The organism is Brachybacterium vulturis, assembly GCF_043641765.1.
In the GTDB taxonomy this organism is placed as follows: domain Bacteria; phylum Actinomycetota; class Actinomycetes; order Actinomycetales; family Dermabacteraceae; genus Brachybacterium; species Brachybacterium vulturis_A.
In genome coordinates, this window is the sequence record NZ_JBHZRO010000005.1 from 163,653 (window position 1) to 187,911 (window position 24,259).

The following is a 24,259-nucleotide window of genomic DNA, read 5'->3' on the forward strand; positions in this document are numbered from 1 at the left end:
GTCTCGTCGCTTCCTGACCGAACCTCCTTCATTCCTATAGGATCCATCCCGAGTCGAGTCTCTTCGGAGGCAGGCCCACCCACGACTACTCGCCGTCGGTTCCCCGTGCGGCACCCTCGGAGGAAAACACGATGACGTACCTCTTCAACGATCCGGCCGACTTCGCGACCGACGCCGTCGCGGGCCTCGCCGCCGCCCACCCCGACCACGTCGCGGTCGTGCACGGCGGCGTGGTGCGCGCGACCGAGACCCCCGCCGGACAGCCCGCCCTGGTGATCGGCGGCGGCTCCGGCCACTACCCCGCCTTCGCCGGCTGGGTCGGCCCCGGCATGGGCCACGGCGCCCCCTGCGGGAACATCTTCTCCTCGCCCTCGGCCTCACAGGTCTACTCCGTGGCCCGCAATGCCGAGAACGGCGGCGGGGTGGTCCTGGGCTTCGGCAACTACGCCGGGGACGTGCTGCACTTCGGCGCCGCCGCGGAGAAGCTGCGCGCCGAGGGCATCGACGTGCGGATCGTCAAGGTCAGCGACGACATCGTCTCCAACACCCCCGAGAACCATCGCGACCGCCGCGGCATCGCCGGTGACCTGCCGGTGTTCAAGATCGCCGGCGCCGCGATCGAGGCCGGCGCCGACTTGGACACGGCCGAGCGGATCGCCTGGAAGGCCAACGATTCCACCCGCTCCTTCGGCGTCGCCTTCGACGGTCCCACGCTGCCCGGCGCGCCCGAGACGCTGTTCCATGTCGAGGACGGCCAGATGGGCGTGGGTCTGGGCATCCACGGCGAGCCGGGCGTGCGCGACGAGCCGCTCGGCACCGCCGACGAGATCGCGACGATCCTTGTCGAGGGGGTCCTCGCCGAGCAGCCCGAGCGCACCGAGGGCGGCTACCGGGGTCGCGCCGCGGTGCTTGTGAACGGCCTGGGCACGGTGAAGTACGAAGAGCTCTTCATCGTCTACGCGAAGGTCGCCGCGCTGCTCGCGGAGGCGGGCATCACCCCGGTGCGCCCCGAGGTGGGCGAGCTGGTGACCAGCCTGGACATGGCCGGGCTGTCCCTGACCCTGGTGTTCCTGGACGAGGAGCTCGAGCAGCACTGGCTCGCTCCGGTGGACACCCCCGCTTTCCACCGAGGCGCGATGGCGCAGGTCGAGCGCCACCGCCGCACCTCCTTCTGGGAGGCCGGCGCCGATGAGACGCCCGCCTCGAGCGAGCAGTCCCGCGCGGCGGCCGGGAAGATCGTCGGTGTCCTGGAGCTTTTCGAAGCCGTCTGCGCCCGCGAGGAGGCCGAGCTGGGCCGGATCGACGCGATCGCCGGCGACGGGGACCACGGCCAGGGCATGGCCTACGGCACCAAGGGTGCCGCGGCCGCGGCACAGGAGGCCCTCGAGGCCGGGGCCGGGGCCCGCACCCTGCTGGTCCGGGCCGGTGAGGCCTGGTCGGAGTCCGCCGGCGGCACCTCCGGCGCGCTCTGGGGAGCGGCCCTGATCGCCGCCGGCAGCGTGTTCGATGACCAGGCCGGCGCAGCGCCCCGCACGATCGTGGACGCGGTCGAGGCCGGGATCGATGCCGTCCAGCGGCTCGGCGGCGCGACGGTCGGCGACAAGACCATGGTGGACGCCGCGGCACCTTTCCGGGAGACTCTGGAGTCGACCTTCACCGGAGACAACGCCGCCGAGGCGATCCTGGAGGCCGCGGCGGTCGCTCGCGACGCGGCCGACGCCACTGCGGACATCACCGCGTCCCTGGGACGCTCCCGTGTGCTGGGCGAGAAGTCGATCGGCACCCCCGACCCCGGCGCGATCTCCTTCTCGATCCTGATGAAGGAGCTCGGGCAGCACCTGTCCTGAATGCCACGACCACCGCACCACCCACGACCGCTGCATCCCCTGCGAGCAGCGCGACCACCACTACGAAGGAGGAGCTCATGGCTCTGAAGATCATCGTCGGCGGCGACAATGCCGGCTACGGCTACAAGGAAGAGTTCAAGACCCTGCTCGAGGCGGACGACCGCGTCGAGTCGGTCGTCGACGTCGGCGTGGGCAGCGCCGAGGACGGCACCTACTACCCGAACATCGCGGTCGCCGCGGCAGAGAAGGTCGCCGCTGGCGAGGCGGACCGGGCCCTGCTGATCTGCGGCACCGGCCTGGGCGTCGCGATCGCAGCGAACAAGGTCCCCGGCGTCCGCGCCGTGACCGCCCACGACCTCTACTCCGTCCAGCGTTCCGTGCTCTCGAACAACGCACAGGTGCTCACCATGGGCCAGCGCGTGATCGGACTGGAGGCCGCCAAGGAGCTGGTCAAGGTGTGGCTGGACCTCGAGTTCGACCCGACCTCGTCCTCCGCCGCGAAGGTCGACGCGATCTGCGCCTACGACAGCTCGCTCGAGCAGGCCTGAGACCAGGGCCCGGCGCACGGACCGACCGCAACACCACCGCGGCACGGGATCGTCAGGTTCCGAACCATTCCCAGAGCTGTTCTGGAACGGAATCTGACGATCCCGCGTCGTACAGCCCCGCGACGCGGGACGAAGGAGAGACATGAGCACCCTGTGGGTGGGCACCAGCTGGAAGATGACCAAGACCCTCGCCGAGGCGCGGGCCTGGGCCGAAGGCCTGCGTGATCATCTCGCCGGAGCGGGGCCCACCGGCGTGCAGCCCTTCGTGATCCCGTCCTTCACCGCCACCACCACCGTGGCCGGCATCCTCGGCGAGGACTCCCCCGCCCTGCTGGGCGTGCAGAACGCCCACTGGGAGGATGCCGGGGCGTGGACCGGGGAGGTCTCCGTGCCGCAGGCGAAGGATGCCGGCGCCCGGATCATCGAGATCGGTCACTCCGAGCGCCGGGAGCACTTCGGCGAGACCGTGGAGCACACCCGTTTGAAGGTCGTCGCCGCCCTGCGCCACGGCCTGACCCCGCTGCTGTGCATCGGGGAGAGCGCGAAGGTGAACGAGGCCGGGGGCTCGGCCGAGTTCATCCTGGGCCAGGCTCGCGGCGCCCTCACCGGGCTCTCCGACCAGGAGCTGTCCCGTGTGCTGATCGCCTACGAGCCGATCTGGGCGATCGGCGAGAAAGGCCGACCCGCCACCGTTCCTGAGCTCATCGACCCCTTCGCGGCGCTGGGCGCGGTGTACTCCGGGAGGGTCGCCGGGCTGCTCTACGGAGGCTCGGTGAATCTCGACAACGCCGCCGAGCTGCTCGGCATCGAACACGTGACCGGACTGTTCGTGGGCCGCACCGCCTGGCAGCTGGACGGCTACCTCGAGCTGCTGCAGATCGCACGGGCGCATGCGGAGTCAGGGCAGGTCGAAGGATAGCCCGGACGCATCCCGGAGGTTGCCCGTTCGCTGGAGGTCGGGAGTCGAGGACATCCTCGGCGGAGGCCGGCGAAGACCTTCCGCCGTCTCCCTCGGCTTCTGCCGGGAGGTCCTCGGATGCCCATGAATGCTCAGAACCGCCCACCACGGCGGCGGCCGGTGCGACGGACCGGCATGCCCCCGCGCCCCGACCCACCGATCGTCGGGCTCCCGGAACCCCGGGTCCAGGTCCCGCGACGCACCGCATCATGTGCGCCGGGTCAGGCCCGATGCGTCTGGGACGCAGGACCACCGGCATCCCCGCCGCGACCCGCACGATTCTCGGGATGGTCCTCAATGACTCCCGCCAGCTGAGAGATCAGTCCCGGTGAGTCGTCAGGACGACGCCACCGCCCCAGCGGCACTCTCCGCCTCCCCCATCTGCTCCGCGACGTGCTCGGGCTTCTCCTCGGCCACAGCGAGTGAGCGCTGCAGCACTGCATCGAGGTGCTCGATCAGAGCCTGCACGGCGCCGTCCTGGTGGTGGCGACGAACTTTCTCGAGGATCCGTCCGTGCTCTTCATGCGCCTCATGGACGTCGAGCGCCGGCGAGCCGCCGGCCCAGGTCTGACGCATGCGATGCGTGTGCGATCGCAGGGTCTCGACCATCTTCGCGAGGTAACGGTTGTCCGCGTGGTCGAACAGGAGCTGGTGGAAGCCCCAGTCCGCACGGAAATGCTCCTGCAGCAGTTCGTAGGTGACCTCATCGGTTGCTCCGATGCGATCGATGACCTCTCCGTGCCGGGTGTGGGCCGCCTCTAGCTCCCCGAGCAGGAGATCAACATTCTCGAAGGCACGGTTCAGTGCCGCCGTCTCCACTGCCTTGCGGGCATCGAGCAATTCTGTCATCTGAGCCGCATCGAGCATCGGAGCGACGACGTAACCTCGAAGGGCCACATACTCGACGAGTCCAGAGCGCTCCAGGGAAACCATCGCCTCACGCACCGGGGTCGGAGAGACCTCGAGATCCCGGGCAAGGCCGTCGATGCTGAGGCGAGCTCCGGGCATCCATCGCGCCTCGAGCAGTCTCTTGAGGATCAGCTCCTCGACCTCAGCACGCAGGACCTGTCGTCGCACAGCCATCTGTCCACTCCCCTCTCGGCTCGGGTCGTCACTCTTCCCTGACGTGACCCGCAGGCACTGCACCCATTGGCATCCTATAGGAAGTTGCCCAACGAGTCCCCTCGGCGCCGCGTGAGCCGCCCCTCATCCTGTGTCCACGTTCGGGACCGCCCAGCTGCTCGGTGATGATTCCGAGCTGCACCCCGGTGGAGCCCTCCCCCACCTCGAGGATGCGCGAGTCGCGGCAGCAGCGTGCCACCACGTTCTCGTTCATGAAGCCGTCGTCGCCCCAGATCTGGCATGCGTCGCCGCCGACGACGACGTGCCGACCCCTCCCGAGGGTCTTCCCGCACCGGGTGCGCACCAGCAGCCGAGCACTCCTCGGGGCGCTGGCGCCGCGTGCCGGACGATGGCGCGGGTCAGGCGGCGTCGGGATCGGGCTGGTGGACGCCGAAGACATTGTTCTCGGTGTCGTGGAAGTAGCCCTGCCAGGCCATTCCGGGCAGTGCGTACTTGGGCAGCGCCTCGGTGCCGCCGGCGGCGAGGATCCTCGCCGCGGTGGCGTCGAAGTCGTCGACGCCCATGGTGAGGACGCCGCCCATCACCGGGCCGCCGACCTCGGGGTTGGACCCGCCCGGACGGCCCAGGACGGCACCGTCGATGCCTTGCCCGGTGCCGGTGGTGACACCGAAGTAGGGGGCGCCGGCGAACTCGGACCAGTCCTCGGAGGTCCATCCGAACACGGCGGAGTAGAAGGCGAGGGCGCGCTGCGGATCCGCCGCCTGGATCTCGAAGTGGACCGGTCGGCCCGAAGGGCGCCGCATCGCGGACTCATCGGCGGAGGTGCTCTGCGCGGCCTCGCCCGAGGTCCCTTCGGCCGTGGGGTGGTTCTCGGACATGGCGGGTCCTCTCCGTCGCTGGGCCGCGCTGCTGACCGGCCCTGAGATCAGCGTAGACCCGTGGGCGCGGCGCGTCAGCAGTTCTCGCGCATCTCCTCGGAGCTGCCCGCACCCGGGTCGGGCCCCGCCCAGCCCCTCACAGGTCCGCCAGCACCCCCGCCGGGTGCTCGAAGCAGTCCGCCACGAAGCGGAGGAAGCCGCCGGCGGTCCCGCCATCGCAGATGCGGTGGTCGAAGACCAGCGAGAGCTGCATGATCTGACGCAGCCGCAGTTCGCCGTCCACGCCCCAGCCGCGCTCGACGATGCGGCCCATGCCGAGCATCGCGGCCTGGCCCTGCGGGATGATCGCGGCCGAGCCGTCCACCCCGAACACCCCGTAGTTGTTCACGGTGAAGGTCCCGCCGGTCAGGTCCTGCGCGGTGGCCTCGCCCGAGCGTGCCAGCTCGGTGAGCCGTCGCAGCGCGTCCTGCAGCTGCCGGGTGGTCATGGTGTGGGCGCCGCGCAGCGAGGGGACCACCAGGCCGCGGTCGGTCTGGACCGCGACGGCGAGGTTGATGCCGTCGAAAGAGACGATCTGCTGTGCCCCCTCGGCATCCTCCTCGAAGCGCTGCGCGAGCTGCGGGTACCGGGTGAGCCCGGCCAGGGCGAAGCGGGAGGCGAAGGCCAGCAGGCCGGGCGCTTTGCCGTCCCGGGCGGCGAGGTCGGCGCGCAGCTCCTGCAGCGGCGTCACATCGACATCCACCCAGACGGTCGCCTCCGGGATCTCGCGGCGGGAGCGGGACACGGCGGCGGCGGTCGCCTTGCGCATCCCGGTGACCTTCTCGGTCCCGACGATCCGGAGGCCGGTGCCCTCGTCGACCTCGGAGCTCGACTGCGCCTGACCGGCTGCGGGGCCCGCAGTCGCGGGACTTTCCGCTGCGGCGGTGACATCCGCCCGCATGATCAGACCGGTCGGGCCGGTCCCGCGCACGGCGGTGAGGTCCACGCCTTGCTCGCGGGCCAGCCGTCGCACCAGCGGGTTGATCACCCGGGGCGCCTGCGCCGGTGGGTCCTCGGACGCCACCGGGGCGACCGCGGGCACGGTCGGCGCAGGCGCTGCCAGCGCGGGCGCTGTCGCGGCCGCCTCCGCTCCGCCGCGCTTCCGCGGCCGGCGGCGGCGCTGTGACGAGGCGGTCGTGGTGCCGTAGCCGACCAGGACCTGTCCGGACCCCTCGCCCGCGGCCTCGTTCTCGGCCTCCTCATCGGCGCCGTCGCGCGCACCGTCACCGGCACCGGTGGGCGCGTCGCCGAGGCCGTCCTCGACGGAGATCAGCGGTGCGCCGACGGCGAGCGCCGTATCGGCCTCGGCGTGCAGGGTCGTCACGGTGCCGGCGAACGGGCAGGGCACCTCGACGGCGGCCTTGGCGGTCTCGACCTCGACGATGGGCTGGTCCACGGCCACGGTGTCCCCCGCGGCCACCAGCCACTGGACGATCTCGGCCTCGGTCAGTCCCTCCCCCAGATCCGGGAGTGCGAAGGTGCGGATGGTCATCTCAGTCCTCCCACTGCAGGTCGTCGACGGCGTCGAGGATCCGGTCCACGCCGGGCAGGAAGTGGTGCTCGAGCTTGGGCGGCGGATAGGGGATGTCGAAGCCGGTCACCCGCAGCACGGGGCCGCGCAGCGAGTGGAAGCAGCGCTCCTGGATGCGGGCGGCGATCTCCCCGGCCACCGAGCCGAAGCCGGTCTCCTCGGAGACGACGAGCGCGCGCCCGGTCCGGCGCACGGAGGCCACGACCGCGGCGTCGTCGAAGGGGACGATCGTGCGCGCGTCGATCACCTCGAGGGATCGCCCCTCCTCCTCAGCGGCTGCCGCCGCTGCCAGGACTGCCGGGAGCGAGGGGCCGTAGGCGACCAGCGTGGCGTCCGCGCCGCTGCGGGCGATGGTGGCGCCTCCCGCCTCCAGCGCTGTGCGCGGATCGCCCTCGGCGTCGGCGTCGCCGCTCGTGCTCGTCGCGCCGGCGCCGGCGCCGGCGTCGTACCGGGCCCGCAGGGCGGCGAGGTCCACCTGGTCCTTGGAGAAGTAGAGCTTCTTCGGCTCCAGGAAGACGACCGGGTCGTCCGAATCGATGGCCGCCCGCAGCAGCAGGTAGGCATCGGCGACGGTGGCCGGGGTGACGACCTTGAGCCCGGGGGTGTGGGCGTAGTACGCCTCGGAGGAGTCGCTGTGGTGCTCCACCCCGCCGATCCCGCCGGCGTACGGGATCCGGATGACCAGCGACATCGCCAGCGCGCCGCGGGTGCGGTTGCGCATCTTCGCGATGTGGGAGACGACCTGCTGGAAGGCGGGGTAGGCGAAGGCGTCGAACTGCATCTCGATCACGGGACGCATCCCGCCCATCGCCATCCCCACGGCCGTCCCGGCGATCCCGGACTCGGCCAGCGGGGTGTCGAAGCAGCGGTCCACGCCGAAGCGCTCGGCCAGGCCGTCGGTGACGCGGAAGACCCCGCCGAGGGTGCCGACGTCCTCGCCGAACACGAGCACGCCGGGATCGGCCGTCAGCGCGTCCGCCAGCGCGGCGTTGAGCGCGGCGGCCATCGTGACCGGCGTCGTGGTCTCGGCGGTGGTGCTCATCATGCCTCCTCGCGGGCGAGCTCGTCCGCCAGCTGTGCCGACTGCTCGACCAGCTGCGGGGTGGGGACGGTATAGACGTGGGCGAAGAGCTCCTGCGGGTCCAGCTCCTGCTCGGCGTTCATGCCCTCGCGCAGCTCGGCGGCGGCCTGCTCGGCCGCTGCCTGGACCTCGGCCTGGAGATCGTCGGTGAGCAGCCCGCGGTCGCTCAGGTAGGTGCGCATCCGAGTGACCGGGTCGAGGGTCCGCCAGTGCGAGGCCTCCTCGTCGGTGCGGTACCGGGTGGCGTCGTCCGCATTGGTGTGCGCCTCGATCCGGTACGTCAGCGCCTCGATGAGCAGGGGACCGGACCCTCCGCGGGTCAGGCGCACCGCGCGCTCGAACACGGCGAGCAGAGCGACGAGGTCGTTCCCGTCCACCCGCTCACCGGCCATCCCGTAGCCGACGGCCTTGTGCGCCAGCGAGGGGGCGGCGGTCTGCCGCTCCAGCGGGACCGAGATCGCGTACTGGTTGTTCTGCACGAAGAAGATCACGGGCAGGTGGAAGACGGCGGCGAAGTTCAGGGCCTCGTGGAAGTCGCCCTCGCTGGTGGCACCGTCGCCGCAGAGAGCGACCACCACGGTGTCCTCCCCGCGCAGCCGCGCCGCGTGCGCCACGCCCACGCCGTGCAGCAGCTGGGTGGTCAGCGGGGTGGACTCGATGCCCACCCGGTGTTCGCGGGGGTCGTAGCCGCTGTGCCAGTCGCCGCGGAACAGCGTCATGGCCTCCTCGGGCGGCACGCCGCGCGAGATCACCGCGACGGCATCGCGGTAGGTGGGGAACAGCCAGTCCTGCGGCTCCAGGTGCGCCGAGGCGGCCACCTGGCAGGCCTCCTGGCCAAAGCTCGAGGGGTAGACGGCCATCCGGCCCTGGCGCACCAGCGCCGAGTTCTGATCGTTCAGCCGTCGCCCGGTGACCAGGCGGCGGTATGCCGCCAGCAGGTCCTCGTCCGCCGGCAGGGGGTAGTCGTGCCCCGGCTCCGGGTCCTCGCCCGCGGAGCGGCAGATGCGCCCGTCGGGTCCGACGATCCGGATCAGGTGCCGCGCGGGGAGCATGTAGTCCTCCGGCGTGATGCCGAAGCTGCGGGCCGCCGCCTCCACCCGGTCCGTCGGCTGCTCCGGGCCGGTAGTGGGCTCCGCGGGGCCGCCGACGGCTCCGTCGCCGCTGCCGGCGGTCTCGTCGGTGCCGCGTCGCATCCTGTCGCGCACGTCGTCGCTCATCGTTCCTCCCACGCCGCTGTGGTTCGTCCCGCCGGGACAGACAGTCCGCGGGCATTCCGTATCTGGAACCCTGCCACCCATGGCCAGTTCGCACATCTGGTCCGGCGGATCTGTGGACGAATTGACCCCGGGTGCGTAGTCTGGCGACGATCCGACGCGGTGGTCGTGGCGTCGGTGCCGCGCCTTCTCGGGCGCGTCCCCCCACCCCGGGGCCCCACCACGCACGACCATCACGCCGCACCAGGGAGGTCTGCCCATGGAGAGAGATCCCGCGCGTCTCGATGAGCTCGACGAGCGCCTCCTGGAGGAGCTGGTCCGGGACGGGCGGCAGTCGGTGACGGCACTGGCAAAGTCGCTCCACATCTCCCGCGCCCACGCCTATGCACGCATCGGGCGGTTGCAGGACGAGGAGGTCATCACACGGTTCAGCGCGGTGGTCGACCCCGTCCGCGCCGGGATGCGCACCTCCGCGTACGTCACCCTGAAGCTGCGCCAGCACAGCTGGCGGGACGTGAAGGAAGCGCTCAGGGGGATCCCGGAGATCTATCACGTGTCCCTGGTGGGCGGGAACTTCGACGTGCTGCTGCTGGTGCGGGCCCGTGACAACCTGGACCTGCGGCGGGTCGTCTTCGACTTCATCCAGCCGCTGCCGGGCGTGCTGGACACGCAGACCTTCGTGATCTTCGAGGATGCGGACACCCGGTGACGGCACCGGGCCGCTGACCGGCGTCGTCCGACCTCAGGACGCCGACGTCAGGACTTCGACGTCAGGACTCCGAGGGCGCCGCCGCGGGGCCGCGGAAGACGGGCGCACGCTTCTGCTGGAAGGCGGCGAACCCCTCGGCGTAGTCGGCGGAGGCGCAGAGCTCGGCCTGCGCCCGGTTCTCGGCGGCCATCGACTCCCACAGCCCGAGACGCTGATCCCGGATCTGGCCCACCAGCTCCTTCGAGGCCAGGAAGGCCCCGGTGGCCCCGGAGGCGACCTTCGTGGTGATCGCGCGGGTCTGCTCGAGCAGGGACTCCGCCGGCATCGCGCGGGCGAACAGCCCTCCCGCCACGGCCTCCGCACCGCTCATCAGCTCCGCCGTATAGATCAGGTCCAGGGCGCGATGCGGTCCCAGGCGCTCGGTGAACAGCCAGTGCCCTCCCGAATCGAGGGTGGCGCCGAGGTTCGCGAACGGGGACCCGATCTTGGCGTCCTCGGCGACGTAGACGACATCCGTGGCGATCGCCAGGCCCAGGCCGACGCCCAGGCAGGCACCGTGGACGGCGGCGAAGGTGGGGGCGGGGAAGGCGGTCATGGACTGCAGCAGCGGCTGGACCCGGCCGTCGAGATATCCGGAGACGTCGTCCTCGGCCGGGTCGACCCCGGAGATGTCCCTCCCGGCGCAGAAGCCGCGCCCCTCGCCGCGCAGCAGCAGTGCCCGCACCTCACCGCGCCGGGCGGCATCGGCGGCCTCGTCGTAGACCTGCGCGAGCTCGTCGATCCCGGCGATGTCGAGGGAGTTGAGCGTCTTCGGTGCGGCGAGGACCACCTCGGCGACGCCGTCGGTGATGGTCAGCTCGATCATGTCTCTCCTGGAGGTCGTCGTTCCTACACGTCGTAGTCGACGCGGACGGCGTCGGTCGTCGGATGGGACTGGCAGGTCAGCACGTAGCCGCGCTCGATCTCCTCGGGCTCGAGGGCGAAGTTCTCCGACATCTCGACCTCGCCCTCGATCAGCTTGGCGCGACAGGTGCCGCAGACCCCGCCGGCGCAGGCGAAGGGGACGTCCTGGCGGACCCGCAGGGCGGCGTTGAGCACGGTCTCGCGGGCCGCGCGGGGCGAGGCGACCTCGCCCTCCAGGCCGTCGAGCCGGAAGGAGATCTGCACGTTGTCGCCGGTGTCGTCGACCTCGACGGGACGCCCCACCTGCCCGCCGGGGGTGTTCTCCCGGCCGGTGGTGAACAGCTCGTAGCGCACCCTCTCGGCCTCGACGCCGAGCTCCTCCAGCTCGTCGCGCACCAGCTGGACCATCTCGAACGGACCGCAGAGGAACCATTCGTCGACCGTCTCCGCGCGGAGCGTGCGGGTGAGCAGGGTGGAGAGCTTCTCGGCATCGATGCGGCCGGACAGCAGCGGGGAGATCCGCTGCTCGCGGGTGAGGACATGGTGGAGGCCGAACCGGTCCGGGTAGCGGTCCTTGAGGTCGGCGAGCTCCTCGAGGAACATGACGTCCATCGCCGCCCGGTTGGAGTAGACCAGGTCGAAGCGCACGGCGCTGTCCGCGGCCAGCACCGTCCGGGCGATCGCCATGATCGGGGTGATGCCGGAGCCGGCGGCGACGGCCACGAAGGTGTGCTCGCGCGTGGTGTCGATACTCTCGGGATCGTTGAGACCGGTCATCCGGTGCTTGGAGATGAAGGCACCGGAGGGGCTCATCACGTCGATCCGGTCGCCGACCGACAGCTCGTCGTTCGCCCAGGTGGAGAAGAGCCCGCCGAGGTCGCGCTTGATGGCGATCTCCAGGCGGCCGCGGCGGGGCTCGGTGCAGATCGAGTAGCTGCGGCGGAGCTCCTGGACCTCGCCGTCGGCGTTCGGGATCTCCTTGCGCAGGGCGACGTACTGCCCGGCCGCGTAGTCGTACTCATCGGCGAGCTCCTCGGGCACGGTGAAGCCGACCTCCACGGAGTCCGCGGTGAGCCGCCGCACCGAGGAGACCTCGAGCGGGTGGAAGACGGCGCGGCGACGGCCGAGGGGCTCGCCGGTGCCGGGATGCTCCGCCGCCGCGTCGGTCACCGACCCGGGCGCGCTCATGCGAGGACCTTGAAGTAGTCGAAGGGCTCCAGGCAGTCGCGGCAGGAGTAGAGGGCCTTGCACGAGGTGGAGCCGAAGCGTGCGAGCTCCCGGGTGCGCAGCGAGTGGCACAGCGGGCACTTCACGCTCATGCCGACGGTGACCGGACCGCGATGGCCGGTGCCCGTCGGCGGGGCGATGCCGTACTCCTCGAGCTTGGCCTTACCCTCCTCGGTCATCCAGTCCGTGGTCCACGCGGGGGACAGCACCGTCTCGACCCGGACGTGCTCGTACCCCTCGCGGGAGAACTCCGTGACCAGGTCCTGGCGGATCGCGTCCAGGGCGGGGCAGCCGGAGTAGGTGGGCGTGATGGTGACGACCACCGTGCCGTGCTCGTCCTCGGCGACCGAGCGCAGGATCCCCAGGTCCGCGATCGAGAGGACCGGGATCTCGGGGTCGGCGACGCGGGAGGCGATGTCGTGCAGGACGGCGGAGCGTGGTGCTGTCGTGATCATGATGTCTCCTCGGGGGTGCTCACCAGGTGGCGCCGGGGTGCTTGCGGGCCAGCGACTGCATCTCGGCCAGCAGGAAGCCCAGGTGCTCGGAATGCTCCCCGCTGCGGCCGGCGCACCAGGCGGCGGCCACCTGCGGGACCTCGAGTCCGGCCTCCGCCAGGATCTCCTGCACCCGGGCCTCCCACTCCCCGCGCAGGCTCGAGGGGCGCACGGCGATCGATGCGAGCTCGTCGTGCAGCGGTTCGTCGCCGAAGGGCTCCTCGGTGTAGGGCCATAGCCGCTCCAGGGCGCGGCGCATGCGGCGCGCGGACTCCTCGGTGCCGCGGCCCAGGCGCAGGGTCCACAGGCGGGCGTGCTCGAGGTGGTAGTCGACCTCCTTGATCGCCTTGGCAGCGATGGCGGAGAGGGTGGCGTCCTCGGAGTCCACCAGCCGCGAGTACAGCAGATGCTGATAGACGGACATCAGCAGCTGGCGCACGATCGTCACCGCGAAGTCGCCGTTGGGCTGCTCGACGAGGTGCAGGCAGCGGAACTCCTCCTCCTCGCGGAAGTAGGCGAGATCGTCCTCGGTGCGGCCGTCGAACAGGCCCGCGTAGGTCAGGAAGGAGCGGGCGTGGCCGAGCTGGTCCAGGGCGATGTTGCCCAGGGCCACGTCCTCCTCCAGCTCGGGGGCGCGCGAGATCCAGTGGGACAGTCGCTGGGCCAGGATCAGGGCGTCGTCGCCCAGGCGCAGGGCGTAGGCGGCCACGTTCTCGTCCGCGGGGACCTCGCCCTGCTGGGCGATGTCCTCGGGGCGCAGCGCGTTGCCCGGGGTGATGCGGGTCGCGGAGGCGGTGGCATCGCCCGAGCTCTCCATGGACGGGGTGCTGGTCGAGGTGGTCACAGGTGCTTCACCCCCTGGCTCTTCGTGTAATAGGTGGCGTGGCGGTAGTCCTTGCCCTTCGCCGACTCGAACATCGGGCCCTTCGCATCGGGATCCGAGGTGGTGATGTCGCTGGAGCGGACCACCCAGAGGGAGACCCCTTCGTTCCGACGGGTGTACAGGTCACGGGCGTTCTGGACGGCCATCTCGGAGTCCGGGGCGTGCAGCGATCCGGCGTGGACGTGGGAGAGGCCGCGCGAGGAGCGCACGAACACCTCCCAGAGCGGCCATCCGGCGGAGGCGGGGATCTGCTCGGTCATGATCACGCCACCTCGTCCATCTCGTCATCGGCCTGGCTGCGGGCGTAGGCCGCGGCGGCCTCGCGCACCCAGGCGCCGTCCTCGTGCGCGTCGCGGCGACGGGCCATCCGCTGTGCGTTGCAGGGACCGCCGCCCTTGATCACGCGCATGAACTCGTCCCAGTCCAGGTCCTGGTGGACCCACTGGCCCGACTCCTCGTCGAAGCGCAGCTCCGGATCCGGGAGGGTGAGGCCGAGGGCCTCGGCCTGCTCGACGATCATCCCGACGAAGCGCTGGCGCAGTTCGTCATTGCTGAAGCGCTTGATGTTCCAGGCCATGGACTGCTGCGAGTTCGGGGAGTCGGCATCCGGCGGGCCGAACATCATCAGGGCCGGCGCGTAGAAGCGGTCCACCGCATCCTGCGCCATCTGCTTCTGCGCAGGGCTGCCGTGGGCGAGCTCGTACAGGATCTCCCAGCCCTGCCGCTGGTGGAAGGACTCCTCCTTGCAGATGCGGACCATGGCCCGGCCGTAGGGCGCGTAGGAGGCGCGGCACAGCGGCACCTGGTTGACGATGGCGGCACCGTCGACGAGCCAGCCGATGGCGCCCATGTCGGCCCAGCTGCGGGCCGGGTAGTTGAAGATCGAGGAGTACTTCGCCGAGCCGTAGATGAGCTGGTCGGTGAGCTCGTCGCGGCTCGTGCCGAGGGTCTCCGTGGCGGAGTACAGGTACAGGCCGTGGCCGGCCTCGTCCTGCACCTTCGCCATCAGGATCGACTTGCGCTTCAGGCTGGGGGCGCGCGTGATCCAGTTCGCCTCGGGCTGCATGCCGATGATCTCGGAATGGGCGTGCTGGGACATCTGGCGCGTGAGGCTCCTGCGGTAGTCCGCGGGCATCCAGTCGCGCGGCTCGACCCGGGAGTCCTCGGCGATGAGCTCCTCGAACGCGTCCCGGCCGGCCACCTCCTCCGGGGACAGGACACCGGTCGCGCCGGCGCTGCTCTGCTCGGCCATCGTCTCCTCCTTGATACGGGCGCTGCGCGTTGCGGGCGCTGCGGACGATCAGCGCCCGGGCCGTCGCGCCCGCTATGCTGACTGATCGTTCGGTCAGTAACCCTACGGAGTCCGCGGGGCTCCGTCAACCGCACCCCCGGACTTGACGGGGATCACCTCGTGCGATTCCCTAATGAACGTTCAGTATGCCCAATCGCAGTCGACGACGACTTCCCGGAGGACACGTGACCGACACCGCCGATGCCACCCGCGAGCGGGCCCGCCACCACGAGATGCTGGCCGGGGATCGCACCTCCGACTGGTTGGGCATCGAGGTCCAGGAGGTCTCCGACGGCCATGCCGTCATCACCATGATGCTGCGCCCCGAGATGCTCAACGGCTTCGGGATCGCCCACGGGGGGATGATCTTCTCCCTGGCCGACACCGCGTTCGCGATGGCCTGCAATCCTGCCCGCAGCTCCCCGGACACGGTGACCGTGGCCGCCGGGGCCGATATCAACTTCCTGGGACAGGGCGTGGCGGGGAGCCTGCTGACCGCGGTCGCCGACCGTCGCCAGCAGGCCGGCCGCAGCGGCATCTACGACGTCCAGGTCCACCAGAGACTGGCGGACGGCAGCACCGACGTCATCGCCGAGTTCCGGGGCCGCTCCCGGACCGTGCGCCGTCCCTGACGCCGCGACGCCCCTCCTCCCACTCCTGACCGGAAGGTTCCCCCATGACCCACGCTCCCGCCTCCCCGACGCCGACCAGCCCGATGGATCCAGAGCTCACCATGAGCCGCGACCAGATCGAGGCCCTGCAGCTCGAGCGCCTGCGGTCCACGATCGCGCGCGCCTACGCCAAGGTGCCGCTGTACCGCGAGAAGTACGATGCCGCAGGCGTCCACCCGGATGATCTCCAGGAGCTCTCCGACCTCGCGAAGTTCCCCTTCACCGACAAGGAGGACCTGCGCCGCTCCTACCCGTTCGGGATGTTCGCCGTCCCGCAGCAGGAGGTGGCCCGCATCCACGCCTCCTCCGGGACCACCGGCCGGGCGACCGTGGTCGGCTACACCCGCCAGGACCTGGACGACTGGGCGAAGCTCGGCGCCCGCTGCCTGCACGCCTCCGGGGTGCAGCCGGGATGGAAGGTGCACAACGCCTACGGGTACGGTCTGTTCACCGGCGGTCTGGGGGCCCATGACGCCGCCGAGCGCCTGGGCACCACGGTGATCCCGATGTCCGGGGGGCAGACGGACAAGCAGATCACCCTGATCCGTGATTTCGAGCCGGACGCGATCCTGTGCACTCCCACCTATCTGCTGACCATCGGGGACGCCATGAGGCGCCAGGGGATCGATCCGCGCACCACCTCGCTGAAGGTCGGGGTCCTGGGCGCCGAGCCCTGGACCGAGGAGATGCGCGCCGAGCTCGAGGAGATGTTCGACATCGATGCCTGCGACATCTACGGGCTCTCCGAGGTGATGGGGCCCGGGGTGGCGGGCGAGTCGATCCTCACCAAGGACGGCAATCACGTCTGGGAGGACCATTTCCGCCCCGAGATCATCGACCCCTTCGACGAGAACGTGCTGGCGGACGGGGAGCCCGGGGAGCTCGTCTTCACCGCGCTGACCAAGCAGGCCCTGCCCATCATCCGCTACCGCACCCATGATCTGTCCACGCTGCACCCGGGCAGCGCCTACCCGGGCCACCGCCGGATGGGACGCATCTCGGGGCGGTCCGACGACATGATCATCCTGCGCGGTGTGAACCTCTTCCCCAGCCAGATCGAGGAGATCGCGCTGACCGTCGCCGGACTCTCCCCGCACTTCCAGCTGGAGCTGACGCGTCCGGACCGGATGGACCAGCTCGCGGTGCGGATCGAACGGCGCGAGGAATGCTCGGGCGAACGTGCCCGGGAGGCCGCTGCCGAGCTGGGCGCGCGGATCAAGAAGGGCATCGGATCCAGCTGCCGCGTCGAGGTGGTCGACCCGGGCGTCCTGCCCCGGTCGGTCGGTAAGCTGAAGCGGATACACGACCTGCGCGGCCTCTGAGCCCCGCGCCCCCTGCCCCGAGGAGAACCGAGTGCCGTCGACCCCCACCCCTGTGGGAGCGTCCCGCCAGGGGCGTCCCGGCTATGACCAGGAGTCGGTGCTCGCTCTCTCCGTCCGGGTGTTCAATCGGCACGGCTACGACGCGACGTCGATGGGCATGCTGGCGGGAGAGCTGGGGGTCAGCAAATCGGCGATCTACCACCACGTGCAGTCCAAGGAGCACCTGCTGCGGCTGGCCCTGGACGAGGCCCTGGTCCCGCTCGAGGCGCTGACGGAGGACGACTCCATCCGCACCGGGCCGGTGGCGGAGCGGCTCGAGCACATGCTGCGCGCCACCGTGCGGGTGCTGATCGATCGGCAGCCGTACGTGACGCTCCTGCTGCGTCTGCGGGGGAACACCGCCGTCGAGCGGGACGCCCTGCGCCGTCGCCGCGAGATCGACCTGATGGCCGCCGAGCTCGTCGGCCGGGCCCAGCAGGAGGGCGTGCTGCGGGAGGACGTCGATGCCCGCACCAGCACCCGACTGCTGTTCGGGATGATCAGCTCGATGGCCGAGTGGTTCCGGACAGACGGCCCCGTCCCCGCCGCGCAGGTGGAGGACCTGGTGGTCGCGATGGCGCTGGACGGGCTGCGCGCGCGGTCGCTGTAGCGTCCCGCTCCGTGCGCTGTGCGCGGCAGGGCCGAGGGCATCGCCGGTGGCCCCGGACGCGCCGGTGCGCCTCCGTGCGCCGGTGCCCTCAGGCGCGCAGCCGGTCCCCGGCGGGCGCCGCGATCAGCTCGGTGACATCCCGGGCCGCGACCTGCTCGAGGGCGGCCGGTGCCCAGGACGGGTTGCGGTCCTTGTCCACCAGCAGCGCCCGCACGCCCTCGCGGAAGTTCGGACCGCGGACCAGGTGGTGGGCGAGGCGGAGATCCGTCTCCAGCACCTCGTGCACGGATCCGGCCTCGCGAGCGCCCCGCACGTGGGCGAGGGCGATCTTCACGGAGGTGGGGCACTTCGTCAGGATCGTCTCCGCCGCCGCGACCGCCTCCGGGTCCCCGTCGGCCCGCAGGGCGGCGACGATCTCCTCCGCGCTCTCGTGCGCGTAGCAGGACTCGATCCAGCGGCGCTGCTCGGCGAGCGGGGCCGGGGGTGCCTGCTCGGCGACCGCGGCGATGGCGTCATCGGCCGGGACGGTCTCCAGCGCCCGCGCCAGCTCCTCCAGACGGGCGGCGGGCACGAAGTGGTCGGCGATGTCGAACGCCAGGGCATCCGCGCCGGTGATGTGAGAGCCGGTGAGCGCCATGTGCAGCCCGGCACCGAACGGCGCGCGCCCCAGCAGATGCGCTCCGCCCACGTCCGGGAAGAAGCCGATGCCGGTCTCCGGCATCCCCAGGCGCGTCCGCTCGGTGACGATGCGGTGCGAGCCGTGGCCGGAGATCCCCAGCCCGCCGCCGAGCACGATGCCGTCCATGAACGCGACATAGGGCTTGGGGTAGTCGGCGATCATCGCGTTCATCGCGTACTCGGCCGCGAACAGCCCGTCGCACTCCGCGTAGCGGCCCTCGACCATCGCACCGTGGACGGAGCGGACGTCCCCGCCGGCGCAGAGCCCCTTCTCCCCCGCCCCGGTCAGCAGCACCGTGGCCACCGAGTCGTCCTCGCACCAGGCGTCCAGCTGGGCGCGGACGGTGTCGATCATGCCCCGGTTCAGGGCGTTCAGGGCCCGGGGGCGGTGCAGGACCAGCTCCGCCAGCTGCCCGGAGCGGCGGATCAGGACCTCGTCGTCGGCGACGATCTCAGGCGTCCCAGCCGGCATAGGTCGTGCTCTCCTTCTCCACCAGCGTCAGCACGTCGTAGGTGGCGACGACCTCGCCGTCCTGGTTGTGGATCACGGCGTCCCAGCGGACCTCGCCGTGCTCATCGGTCACGCGCGGGGTGATGCGCTTGGCGGTCAGGGTGATGCGGATCGAGTCGCCGGCCGCCACCGGGGTGAGGAAACGCAGGTTCTCCAGCCCGTAGTTGGCCAGCACCGGCCCCGGGGCAGGGTCGACGAAGAGCCCGGCGCCCCAGGACACCAGCAGGTATCCGTGCGCGACGATCCCGGGGAAGAACGGGTTCGCCGCGGCCGCCTCCGGGTTCGTGTGCGCATAGAAGGTGTCGCCGGTGGTCTGCGCGAAGGCGCTGATCTCCTCCGCGGAGACCGCCCGCAGCCCCGAGGCGACGCCGTCGCCGAGCCGCAGCTCGGCGAGGGACTTGCGGAAGGGGTGGGTCTCCTCGGCGCTCCCGCCGAACTCCGCGTCCCCCGCCAGGCGCTGGGCGGCCCCGGTGTGCCAGAGACCGGTGACCGCGGTGAGGAGATCGGGCGAGCCCTGGACCGCGGTGCGCTGCATGTGGTGCTTCACCGCCCGAATGCCGCCGAGCTCCTCGCCCCCGCCGGCACGGCCCGGGCCGCCGTGCACGAGCTGCGGCATGGCCGAGCCGTGTCCGGTCGAGGAGCGGGCGGTGTCGCGGTCGAGGAGGTGGACGCGCCCGTGGTGGCCGGCGATCCCGACCGTGAGCTCGCGCGCGGTGTCCGGGTCGTGGGTGCAGACGGTGGCGACCAGCGAGCCGCCGCCGCGGGCGGCGAGGCGCACGGCGTCGTCCAGGCCGCGATAGCCCAGCACGGAGGTGACGGGGCCGAAGGCCTCGCGGGAGTGCACGGCCTCGGCCTCGGGGTCCTCCCAGGTCAGCACGATCGGTGCCAGGAAGGCACCCTCGTCGGCGGTGGCCTCCTCCCCCGACAGGGTGCGCACCACGGGGGTCTCGAGCGCGCCGTGGGCGATCCGGCCGCCGGCGGCGAGCATGTCCTCGACAGCGCCGCGCACGTCACGCAGCTGATCGCGCGAGGCCAGGGCGCCCATGGTGACGCCCGCGGCGCGGGGGTCGCCGAGCACGACCTTGTCCCGGATCCGTCGACCGAGGGCGGCGGTCACGGCCTCCCGCTGCGCCTCGGGGACGATCACGCGGCGGATCGCGGTGCACTTCTGGCCCGCCTTGACGGTCATCTCGGTGACCACGGCGCGGATGAAGGCCTCGAACTCCGGCGTGCCCTCGCTGGCGTCGGGGCCCAGCACCGCGGCGTTGAGCGAATCCGCCTCGGCGGTGAAGCGCACGCCGCCGTGCACCACGTGCGGGTGCGAGCGCAGCGCGCCGGCGGTGTCCGCCGACCCGGTGAAGGAGAGCATGTCGCGATGGTCCAGGACGTCCAGCAGGCCTCGTGCCGAGCCGGAGATCAGCTGCAGCGAGCCGTCCGGCAGCAGGCCGGACTCGACCATCATCCGCACCGCCGCCGCGGTGATGTAGCCGGTGGGGGTCGCGGGCTTGACGATGGTGGGGACCCCGGCGATGAAGGCGGGCGCGAACTTCTCCAGCATCCCCCAGACCGGGAAGTTGAAGGCGTTGATCTGCGCGGCCACGCCCGGGATGCGGGTCAGCACGTGACCGCCCAGGAAGGAGCCGTCCGCGGAGAGCTGCTCGACGGGGCCCTCGGTGACCACGTTCGAGTTCGGCAGTTCGCGGCGGCCCTTGGAGGAGTAGGTGAACAGGGTGCCGATGCCGCCGTCGACGTCCACCAGGTTGTCCTTGGTGGTGACGCCGGAGCTGAAGGTGATCTCGTACAGCTCCTCGCGCCGGCCGAAGAGGTGCTTGGCGAGCTCCTTCAGGCGCAGCGCCCGTTCGTGGAGGGACATCTCCCCCAGCGTGCGGCGCCCCACGGTGCGGGCGTGCTCGACGACCTCACCGAGATCCAGGCCCTCGGCGCCGAAGCGGGCGACCGGCTCCCCCGTGCTGGCATCGGCCACGACGGCCAGTCGGGAGTCCTCCGCGGGGAGCCACCAGCCGTCGCGGACGTAGCTCGGGACCACGGGCGCGCCCACGGCGTCGGGGGCGGCAGCGGTCGGCATGCTGGTCTGTGTACTCATCCGGCTGGTACCTTTCTGAACGTTCGGTCAGCACAGGGACCATAGCAAACACAGTGGCTCGGGTCACGCCCGTCACCACGGGAGGAGCAGGACATGGACGCGGACGCCGCCACGGACGACATCTGGACGATCACCCTGGGAGAGCTCGACGAGAAGATGGGGGTGCGCATCCTCGAGGAGTCCCTCGAGAAGGTGGTGGCCACCATGCCGGTCGAGGGCAATCGGCAGTCGCTGGGCCGCCTGCACGGCGGGGCCTCCCTCGCCGCAGGGGAGGCCGTCGGCTCCTGGGCCGCGGTCAAGCATGCCTCCACGATGGGCAAGGTCGCCGTCGGCGTCGACGTCTCCGCGACCCATCACCGGGGCGCCCGGGACGGGATGGTCACCCTGACCGCCACCCCGCTGCATCTGGGGCGGCGGATCGCCACGCACCAGGTCGTGATCGAGCACGAGTCGGGCAAGCGCCTGTGCACGCTGCGGATCACCAGCATGCTCATCGATCCCGAGCACGGCTGAGCCCGCCGGCCCTCAGCTCCAGCCGAAGAACCCGCTGCCCGATTTGCGGCCGAGCTCGCCGCGGGCGACCTTGTCGCGCAGCAGCTGCGGCGGCTCGAAGCGGGGCCCGAGGGTGGAGGCGAGGTGCTCGGCGATCCCCAGCCGCACATCGAGCCCGACGAGGTCGGTGGTGCGCAGCGGACCCGTCGGGTGCCGATAGCCGAGCACCATGGCGTTGTCGATGTCCTCGGGCGCGGCGACGCCCTCCTCCACCATGCGGATGGCCTCCAGGGCGATCGCCACCCCGAGGCGCGAGGAGGCGAAGCCGGGCGCATCCCGGACCACGACGGCGATCTTCCCGAGCGCTTCGGTCCACGCCCGGGCGGCGTCCACGAGCTCCGCACCGGTGCGCTCCCCCACCACCACCTCGATCAGGTCGGAAGCGGGGACGGGGTTGAAGAAGTGCAGGCCCAGGAAGTTCTCCGGGCGCTGCAGCGCTGACGCCAGGTCGGTCACAGACAGCGAAGAGGTGTTCGAGGCCAGGACGGCGTCGGGGCGCAGGTGGCTCTCCGCGCGCTGCAGGGCGGCGACCTTCAGCGCGCGGTCCTCGGGCACCGCCTCGACCACCAGGCGGCGGTCCGCGAAGTCCGCGGCGTCCACGGAGACCCGCAGCCGGGCGAGGGCTCCCTCGACGGAGCCCGCGAGCAGTCCGCGCTCCTGCGAGGCGTGCGTGGAGCGGGTGACGCGCTCCCGGGCCGCCGCAGCCGCCGCGGCGTCCCGCTCGACGACGAGGACGTCGGCACCGCCGAGCAGGAAGGCGTGCGCGATGCCGGCACCCATGCGGCCACCGCCGAGGACGCCGACCGTTCCCGGCAGGGAGGCGGCCGACGGAGAGGGGGACGGAGCGGTCATCGTGCCTTCTTCCGGTCGAGGAATGCCTGCATGCGGTCGAACTTGGCGTCGGAGTCGAAGAGCATCCCCTGGGCCAGGGTGTCGATCACGGGATGCGCCTCGCGCGGGGCGTGGAAGACCTGCTTGGACAGGCGCACGGCCAGCGGGTCCTGTGCGGCGATCCGATCGGCGAGCGCGTCGGCCGCGGGGAGCAGCTCGACGGGGTCGACCAGCTCGGTGATCAGGCCGATGCGCAGGCAGTCCTCGCCGGTGAGGATCCTGCCGGCCAGCAGGATCTCCTTGGCCGTCGGCTCCCCGACGAGCTCGGCGAGGCGCCACATCGCGCCGGCGGCGGCGATGATGCCGAGCCCGGTCTCCGGGTTGCCCATCCGCAGCTGCGGGGTGCCGAGCCGGAAGTCGGCCGCATAGGCGAGCTCCGCGCCGCCGCCCAGGGCGTGACCGTCGAGGGCGGCGATGACCGGCATCGGCAGTGCGGCGATGCGTTCGAAGGCGGTCGAGTTGATGCCCGCGAGCGCATCGTCGCGACGCCGCTCACGCAGCTGGGAGATGTCCGCCCCGGAGGCGAAGACGCCCTTCGCCCCGCTCTGCGGATCGGCCGGAGTGCCGGCCAGGACCAGGATCTTGGGAGTGCGTTCGAGATGGGCGCAGACGGCGTGGAGCTCGTCGACCATGGTCTGATCGATCGCGTTCTTCACCGCCGGCCGGTCCAGCCGGGCCAGCAGCCGGTCCTCGCGCTCCTCGAGCCGCAGGGCGGTGAAGCCCGCCGGGTCCAGCGCGGGACGGTGCGGGGCGTCGCTGCTCATCAGACGGCCTCCACCAGCATCGCGGACCCCTGGCCGACGCCGACGCACATCGTGGCCAGGCCGAGGTCGCCGGGACCCGCCTCCCGCTCCAGCCGCCCCAGCAGGGTCAGCGCGATGCGGGAGCCGGAGGAGCCCAGCGGATGACCGAGGGCGATGGCACCACCGTCGTTGTTCACGGTGGCGGGGTCGAGCCCGAGCTCCCGCATGCTCGCCAGGGACTGCGAGGCGAAGGCCTCGTTGAGCTCGACGGCCGCGAGATCCTCCACCGCCCGCCCGGTGCGCTCGAGCACCTTCCGGGTGGAGGGGACCGGACCCATGCCCATGATCTCGGGCGCCAGCCCGGCGGAGGCACCGGCGAGCACCCGGGCACGGGGCCGCAGGCCGAGCTTCTCGATCGCCGCCTCCGAGGCGACCACGATGGCGGAGGCGCCGTCGTTGAGGGAGGAGGCGTTGCCGGCGGTGACCACGGAGCCGCCGGGCACCACCGGGCGCAGCCCGGCGAGCACCTCGGGCGTGGAGCCGGGTCGCGGCCCCTCGTCGTCACCGACCACGGTCTCGCGACCCTTGCGGTCGGTCACGGTGACCGGGGCGATCTCCGCGGTGAAGCGACCTGCGTCGATCGCGGCCAGGGCCCGCTGATGGGAGCGGGCGGCGAAGGCGTCGCAGTCCTCGCGGCTGGTCCCGTAGCGGCGGGCGACCTCCTCGGCGGTCTCGGGCATGGAGTAGGTGGCCTTCCCGTCCCGGGAGTACTGCCCGGAGAGGAACGCGGGGTTGGTGAAGCGCCAGCCGATCGAGGTGTCGAACACCGCCCCGGGCCCGGCGAAGGGCTTCGCGGGCTTCTCCATCACCCAGGGGGCGCGGGACATGGACTCCACGCCGCCGGCGACGACGAGGTCGGCGTCCCCGGCGCGGATCATCTGCGAGGCCATGAGGATCGCGCTCATGCCGGAGGCGCACAGACGGTTCACCGTGATGCCGGGGACCGCGTCCGGATATCCGCTCAGCAGCCAGGCCATGCGGGCCACATTGCGGTTCTCCTCGCCGGCGCCGTTGGCGTTGCCGAGGATCACCTCGTCGACCGCGCCGGGGTCGATGCCGGCGCGCTCGACGGCGGCGCGCACGACCAGTGCGGCCAGATCGTCCGGGCGCACGGAGGACAGGGCGCCGCCGTAGCGCCCGACGGGCGTGCGCGCCCCGCCCACCAGGAATGCTTCTGACACGTCGGGTCCTCCGTCCTCGGCCGACGACACGGACCGATGCCGCCATCGCTTACCGACCGTTCATTCACTTCGTGCGCCCAGAGTCCCATCCCGGGGCAGGTCGGTCAAACGAGCGCGCGGGACTTGCGGGATCGCACCGCCCATGTCCTACACTCCGATATCGACCGAACGTTCGGTCATGCCCCCAGGGTCCCGTGCATCGAGGCGCGAG

Annotated in this window: 24 protein-coding genes and 1 pseudogene; 8 read left to right on the forward strand and 17 right to left on the reverse strand. The window is 71.6% G+C overall.

Translation table 11 applies throughout. The features are described 5' to 3' along the window. Positions 1–131: 131 nt before the first annotated feature. The 3 genes from ACHUEU_RS05730 (at position 132) to ACHUEU_RS05740 (ending at position 3,314) form a co-directional block, all read left to right on the forward strand. Complete coding sequence (locus tag ACHUEU_RS05730; protein ID WP_394214940.1) at positions 132–1,847, forward strand: dihydroxyacetone kinase family protein; 1,716 nt, start codon at positions 132–134, stop codon at positions 1,845–1,847. Between the two features lie 77 nt (positions 1,848–1,924). Continuing rightward, positions 1,925–2,395: a ribose-5-phosphate isomerase gene (locus tag ACHUEU_RS05735; protein ID WP_394214941.1), complete on the forward strand. Its 471-nt coding sequence runs from the start codon at positions 1,925–1,927 to the stop codon at positions 2,393–2,395. 142 nt (positions 2,396–2,537) lie between these two features. After that, complete coding sequence (locus ACHUEU_RS05740) at positions 2,538–3,314, forward strand: triose-phosphate isomerase (RefSeq protein WP_394214942.1); 777 nt, start codon at positions 2,538–2,540, stop codon at positions 3,312–3,314. 375 nt (positions 3,315–3,689) lie between these two features. On the opposite strand, the gene ACHUEU_RS05745 is transcribed toward ACHUEU_RS05740, so the two are convergent. The 6 genes and pseudogenes from ACHUEU_RS05745 to pdhA all read right to left on the reverse strand — a co-directional run bounded on the left by ACHUEU_RS05745 (position 3,690) and on the right by pdhA (position 9,182). Further along, on the reverse strand, positions 3,690–4,436 hold the full coding sequence (locus ACHUEU_RS05745) for a GntR family transcriptional regulator (protein WP_394214943.1): 747 nt from the start codon (positions 4,434–4,436) through the stop codon (positions 3,690–3,692). A gap of 148 nt (positions 4,437–4,584) precedes the next feature. Next, positions 4,585–4,875 (reverse strand): annotated as a pseudogene (locus ACHUEU_RS05750) (acyl-CoA dehydrogenase family protein); the annotation flags it as partial. Further along, positions 4,835–5,314, reverse strand: coding sequence for a VOC family protein (locus ACHUEU_RS05755; RefSeq protein ID WP_394214944.1), 480 nt, complete (start codon positions 5,312–5,314; stop codon positions 4,835–4,837). The gene ACHUEU_RS05755 and the pseudogene ACHUEU_RS05750, both read right to left, overlap by 41 nt. Before the next feature lie 136 nt (positions 5,315–5,450). Continuing rightward, positions 5,451–6,845 (reverse strand): dihydrolipoamide acetyltransferase family protein, encoded by a 1,395-nt coding sequence (locus ACHUEU_RS05760; protein ID WP_394214945.1) that lies wholly within the window; start codon positions 6,843–6,845, stop codon positions 5,451–5,453. A gap of 1 nt (position 6,846) precedes the next feature. Continuing rightward, a complete protein-coding gene (locus ACHUEU_RS05765) occupies positions 6,847–7,929 on the reverse strand; it encodes an alpha-ketoacid dehydrogenase subunit beta (RefSeq protein ID WP_394214946.1) in 1,083 nt (360 codons plus the stop codon). Continuing rightward, positions 7,926–9,182 (reverse strand): pyruvate dehydrogenase (acetyl-transferring) E1 component subunit alpha, encoded by a 1,257-nt coding sequence (gene pdhA, locus ACHUEU_RS05770; protein ID WP_394214947.1) that lies wholly within the window; start codon positions 9,180–9,182, stop codon positions 7,926–7,928. Before pdhA ends, ACHUEU_RS05765 begins: the two co-directional genes overlap by 4 nt. Before the next feature lie 256 nt (positions 9,183–9,438). Here pdhA and ACHUEU_RS05775 point away from each other — a divergent pair, with 256 nt between their 5' ends. Then, a complete protein-coding gene (locus ACHUEU_RS05775) occupies positions 9,439–9,888 on the forward strand; it encodes an Lrp/AsnC family transcriptional regulator (protein WP_394214948.1) in 450 nt (149 codons plus the stop codon). A 61-nt stretch (positions 9,889–9,949) separates the two neighbouring features. Here the strand turns inward: ACHUEU_RS05775 and ACHUEU_RS05780 are convergent, their stop codons facing one another. Genes ACHUEU_RS05780 through paaA form a run of 6 tightly spaced genes read right to left on the reverse strand, consistent with a single transcriptional unit; the run spans position 9,950 to position 14,647 of the window. Then, entirely contained in the window at positions 9,950–10,753 is an 804-nt protein-coding gene (locus ACHUEU_RS05780) for an enoyl-CoA hydratase/isomerase family protein (protein WP_394214949.1), read from the reverse strand. Positions 10,754–10,776: 23 nt separating this feature from the next. Further along, the gene (gene paaE / locus ACHUEU_RS05785) at positions 10,777–11,979 is read right to left on the reverse strand and encodes a 1,2-phenylacetyl-CoA epoxidase subunit PaaE (protein WP_394214950.1); all 1,203 of its coding nucleotides are present in this window, start codon (positions 11,977–11,979) and stop codon (positions 10,777–10,779) included. After that, a complete protein-coding gene (gene paaD, locus ACHUEU_RS05790; RefSeq protein ID WP_394214951.1) occupies positions 11,976–12,473 on the reverse strand; it encodes a 1,2-phenylacetyl-CoA epoxidase subunit PaaD in 498 nt (165 codons plus the stop codon). The genes paaE and paaD overlap by 4 nt, the downstream gene beginning before the upstream one ends. 19 nt (positions 12,474–12,492) lie before the next feature. Further along, on the reverse strand, positions 12,493–13,329 hold the full coding sequence (paaC, locus tag ACHUEU_RS05795; RefSeq protein ID WP_394214984.1) for a 1,2-phenylacetyl-CoA epoxidase subunit PaaC: 837 nt from the start codon (positions 13,327–13,329) through the stop codon (positions 12,493–12,495). Between the two features lie 23 nt (positions 13,330–13,352). After that, positions 13,353–13,655, reverse strand: coding sequence for a 1,2-phenylacetyl-CoA epoxidase subunit PaaB (gene paaB, locus ACHUEU_RS05800; RefSeq protein WP_394214952.1), 303 nt, complete (start codon positions 13,653–13,655; stop codon positions 13,353–13,355). A gap of 2 nt (positions 13,656–13,657) precedes the next feature. Then, complete coding sequence (gene paaA / locus ACHUEU_RS05805; protein ID WP_394214953.1) at positions 13,658–14,647, reverse strand: 1,2-phenylacetyl-CoA epoxidase subunit PaaA; 990 nt, start codon at positions 14,645–14,647, stop codon at positions 13,658–13,660. A gap of 272 nt (positions 14,648–14,919) precedes the next feature. Here paaA and ACHUEU_RS05810 point away from each other — a divergent pair, with 272 nt between their 5' ends. The 3 genes from ACHUEU_RS05810 to ACHUEU_RS05820 are packed head-to-tail and all read left to right on the forward strand — an operon-like array spanning position 14,920 to position 17,328. Next, positions 14,920–15,318 (forward strand): hotdog fold thioesterase, encoded by a 399-nt coding sequence (locus ACHUEU_RS05810; RefSeq protein WP_394214985.1) that lies wholly within the window; start codon positions 14,920–14,922, stop codon positions 15,316–15,318. Between the two features lie 44 nt (positions 15,319–15,362). Then, positions 15,363–16,679: a phenylacetate--CoA ligase family protein gene (locus tag ACHUEU_RS05815; protein ID WP_394214955.1), complete on the forward strand. Its 1,317-nt coding sequence runs from the start codon at positions 15,363–15,365 to the stop codon at positions 16,677–16,679. A gap of 31 nt (positions 16,680–16,710) precedes the next feature. Continuing rightward, positions 16,711–17,328 carry a TetR/AcrR family transcriptional regulator gene (locus ACHUEU_RS05820; protein ID WP_394214956.1) on the forward strand — a complete coding sequence of 206 codons (618 nt, stop codon included), beginning with the start codon at positions 16,711–16,713 and terminating at the stop codon, positions 17,326–17,328. 88 nt (positions 17,329–17,416) lie between these two features. On the opposite strand, the gene ACHUEU_RS05825 is transcribed toward ACHUEU_RS05820, so the two are convergent. After that, positions 17,417–18,478 carry a 3-hydroxyisobutyryl-CoA hydrolase gene (locus tag ACHUEU_RS05825; protein WP_394214957.1) on the reverse strand — a complete coding sequence of 354 codons (1,062 nt, stop codon included), beginning with the start codon at positions 18,476–18,478 and terminating at the stop codon, positions 17,417–17,419. Further along, positions 18,459–20,603, reverse strand: a complete 2,145-nt coding sequence (gene paaZ, locus ACHUEU_RS05830) for a phenylacetic acid degradation bifunctional protein PaaZ (protein ID WP_394214958.1) — start codon at positions 20,601–20,603, stop codon at positions 18,459–18,461. The genes ACHUEU_RS05825 and paaZ overlap by 20 nt, the downstream gene beginning before the upstream one ends. Positions 20,604–20,714: 111 nt before the next feature. Between paaZ and ACHUEU_RS05835 the strand changes: the two genes are divergently transcribed. Continuing rightward, positions 20,715–21,134 (forward strand): PaaI family thioesterase, encoded by a 420-nt coding sequence (locus ACHUEU_RS05835; RefSeq protein WP_394214959.1) that lies wholly within the window; start codon positions 20,715–20,717, stop codon positions 21,132–21,134. A gap of 12 nt (positions 21,135–21,146) precedes the next feature. Here the strand turns inward: ACHUEU_RS05835 and ACHUEU_RS05840 are convergent, their stop codons facing one another. The 3 genes from ACHUEU_RS05840 to ACHUEU_RS05850 are packed head-to-tail and all read right to left on the reverse strand — an operon-like array spanning position 21,147 to position 24,048. After that, a complete protein-coding gene (locus ACHUEU_RS05840) occupies positions 21,147–22,025 on the reverse strand; it encodes a 3-hydroxyacyl-CoA dehydrogenase family protein (RefSeq protein WP_394214960.1) in 879 nt (292 codons plus the stop codon). Next, positions 22,022–22,828 (reverse strand): enoyl-CoA hydratase/isomerase family protein, encoded by an 807-nt coding sequence (locus ACHUEU_RS05845; protein ID WP_394214961.1) that lies wholly within the window; start codon positions 22,826–22,828, stop codon positions 22,022–22,024. Before ACHUEU_RS05845 ends, ACHUEU_RS05840 begins: the two co-directional genes overlap by 4 nt. Next, the gene (locus ACHUEU_RS05850; protein ID WP_394214962.1) at positions 22,828–24,048 is read right to left on the reverse strand and encodes a thiolase family protein; all 1,221 of its coding nucleotides are present in this window, start codon (positions 24,046–24,048) and stop codon (positions 22,828–22,830) included. Before ACHUEU_RS05850 ends, ACHUEU_RS05845 begins: the two co-directional genes overlap by 1 nt. Positions 24,049–24,259 lie beyond the last annotated feature (211 nt).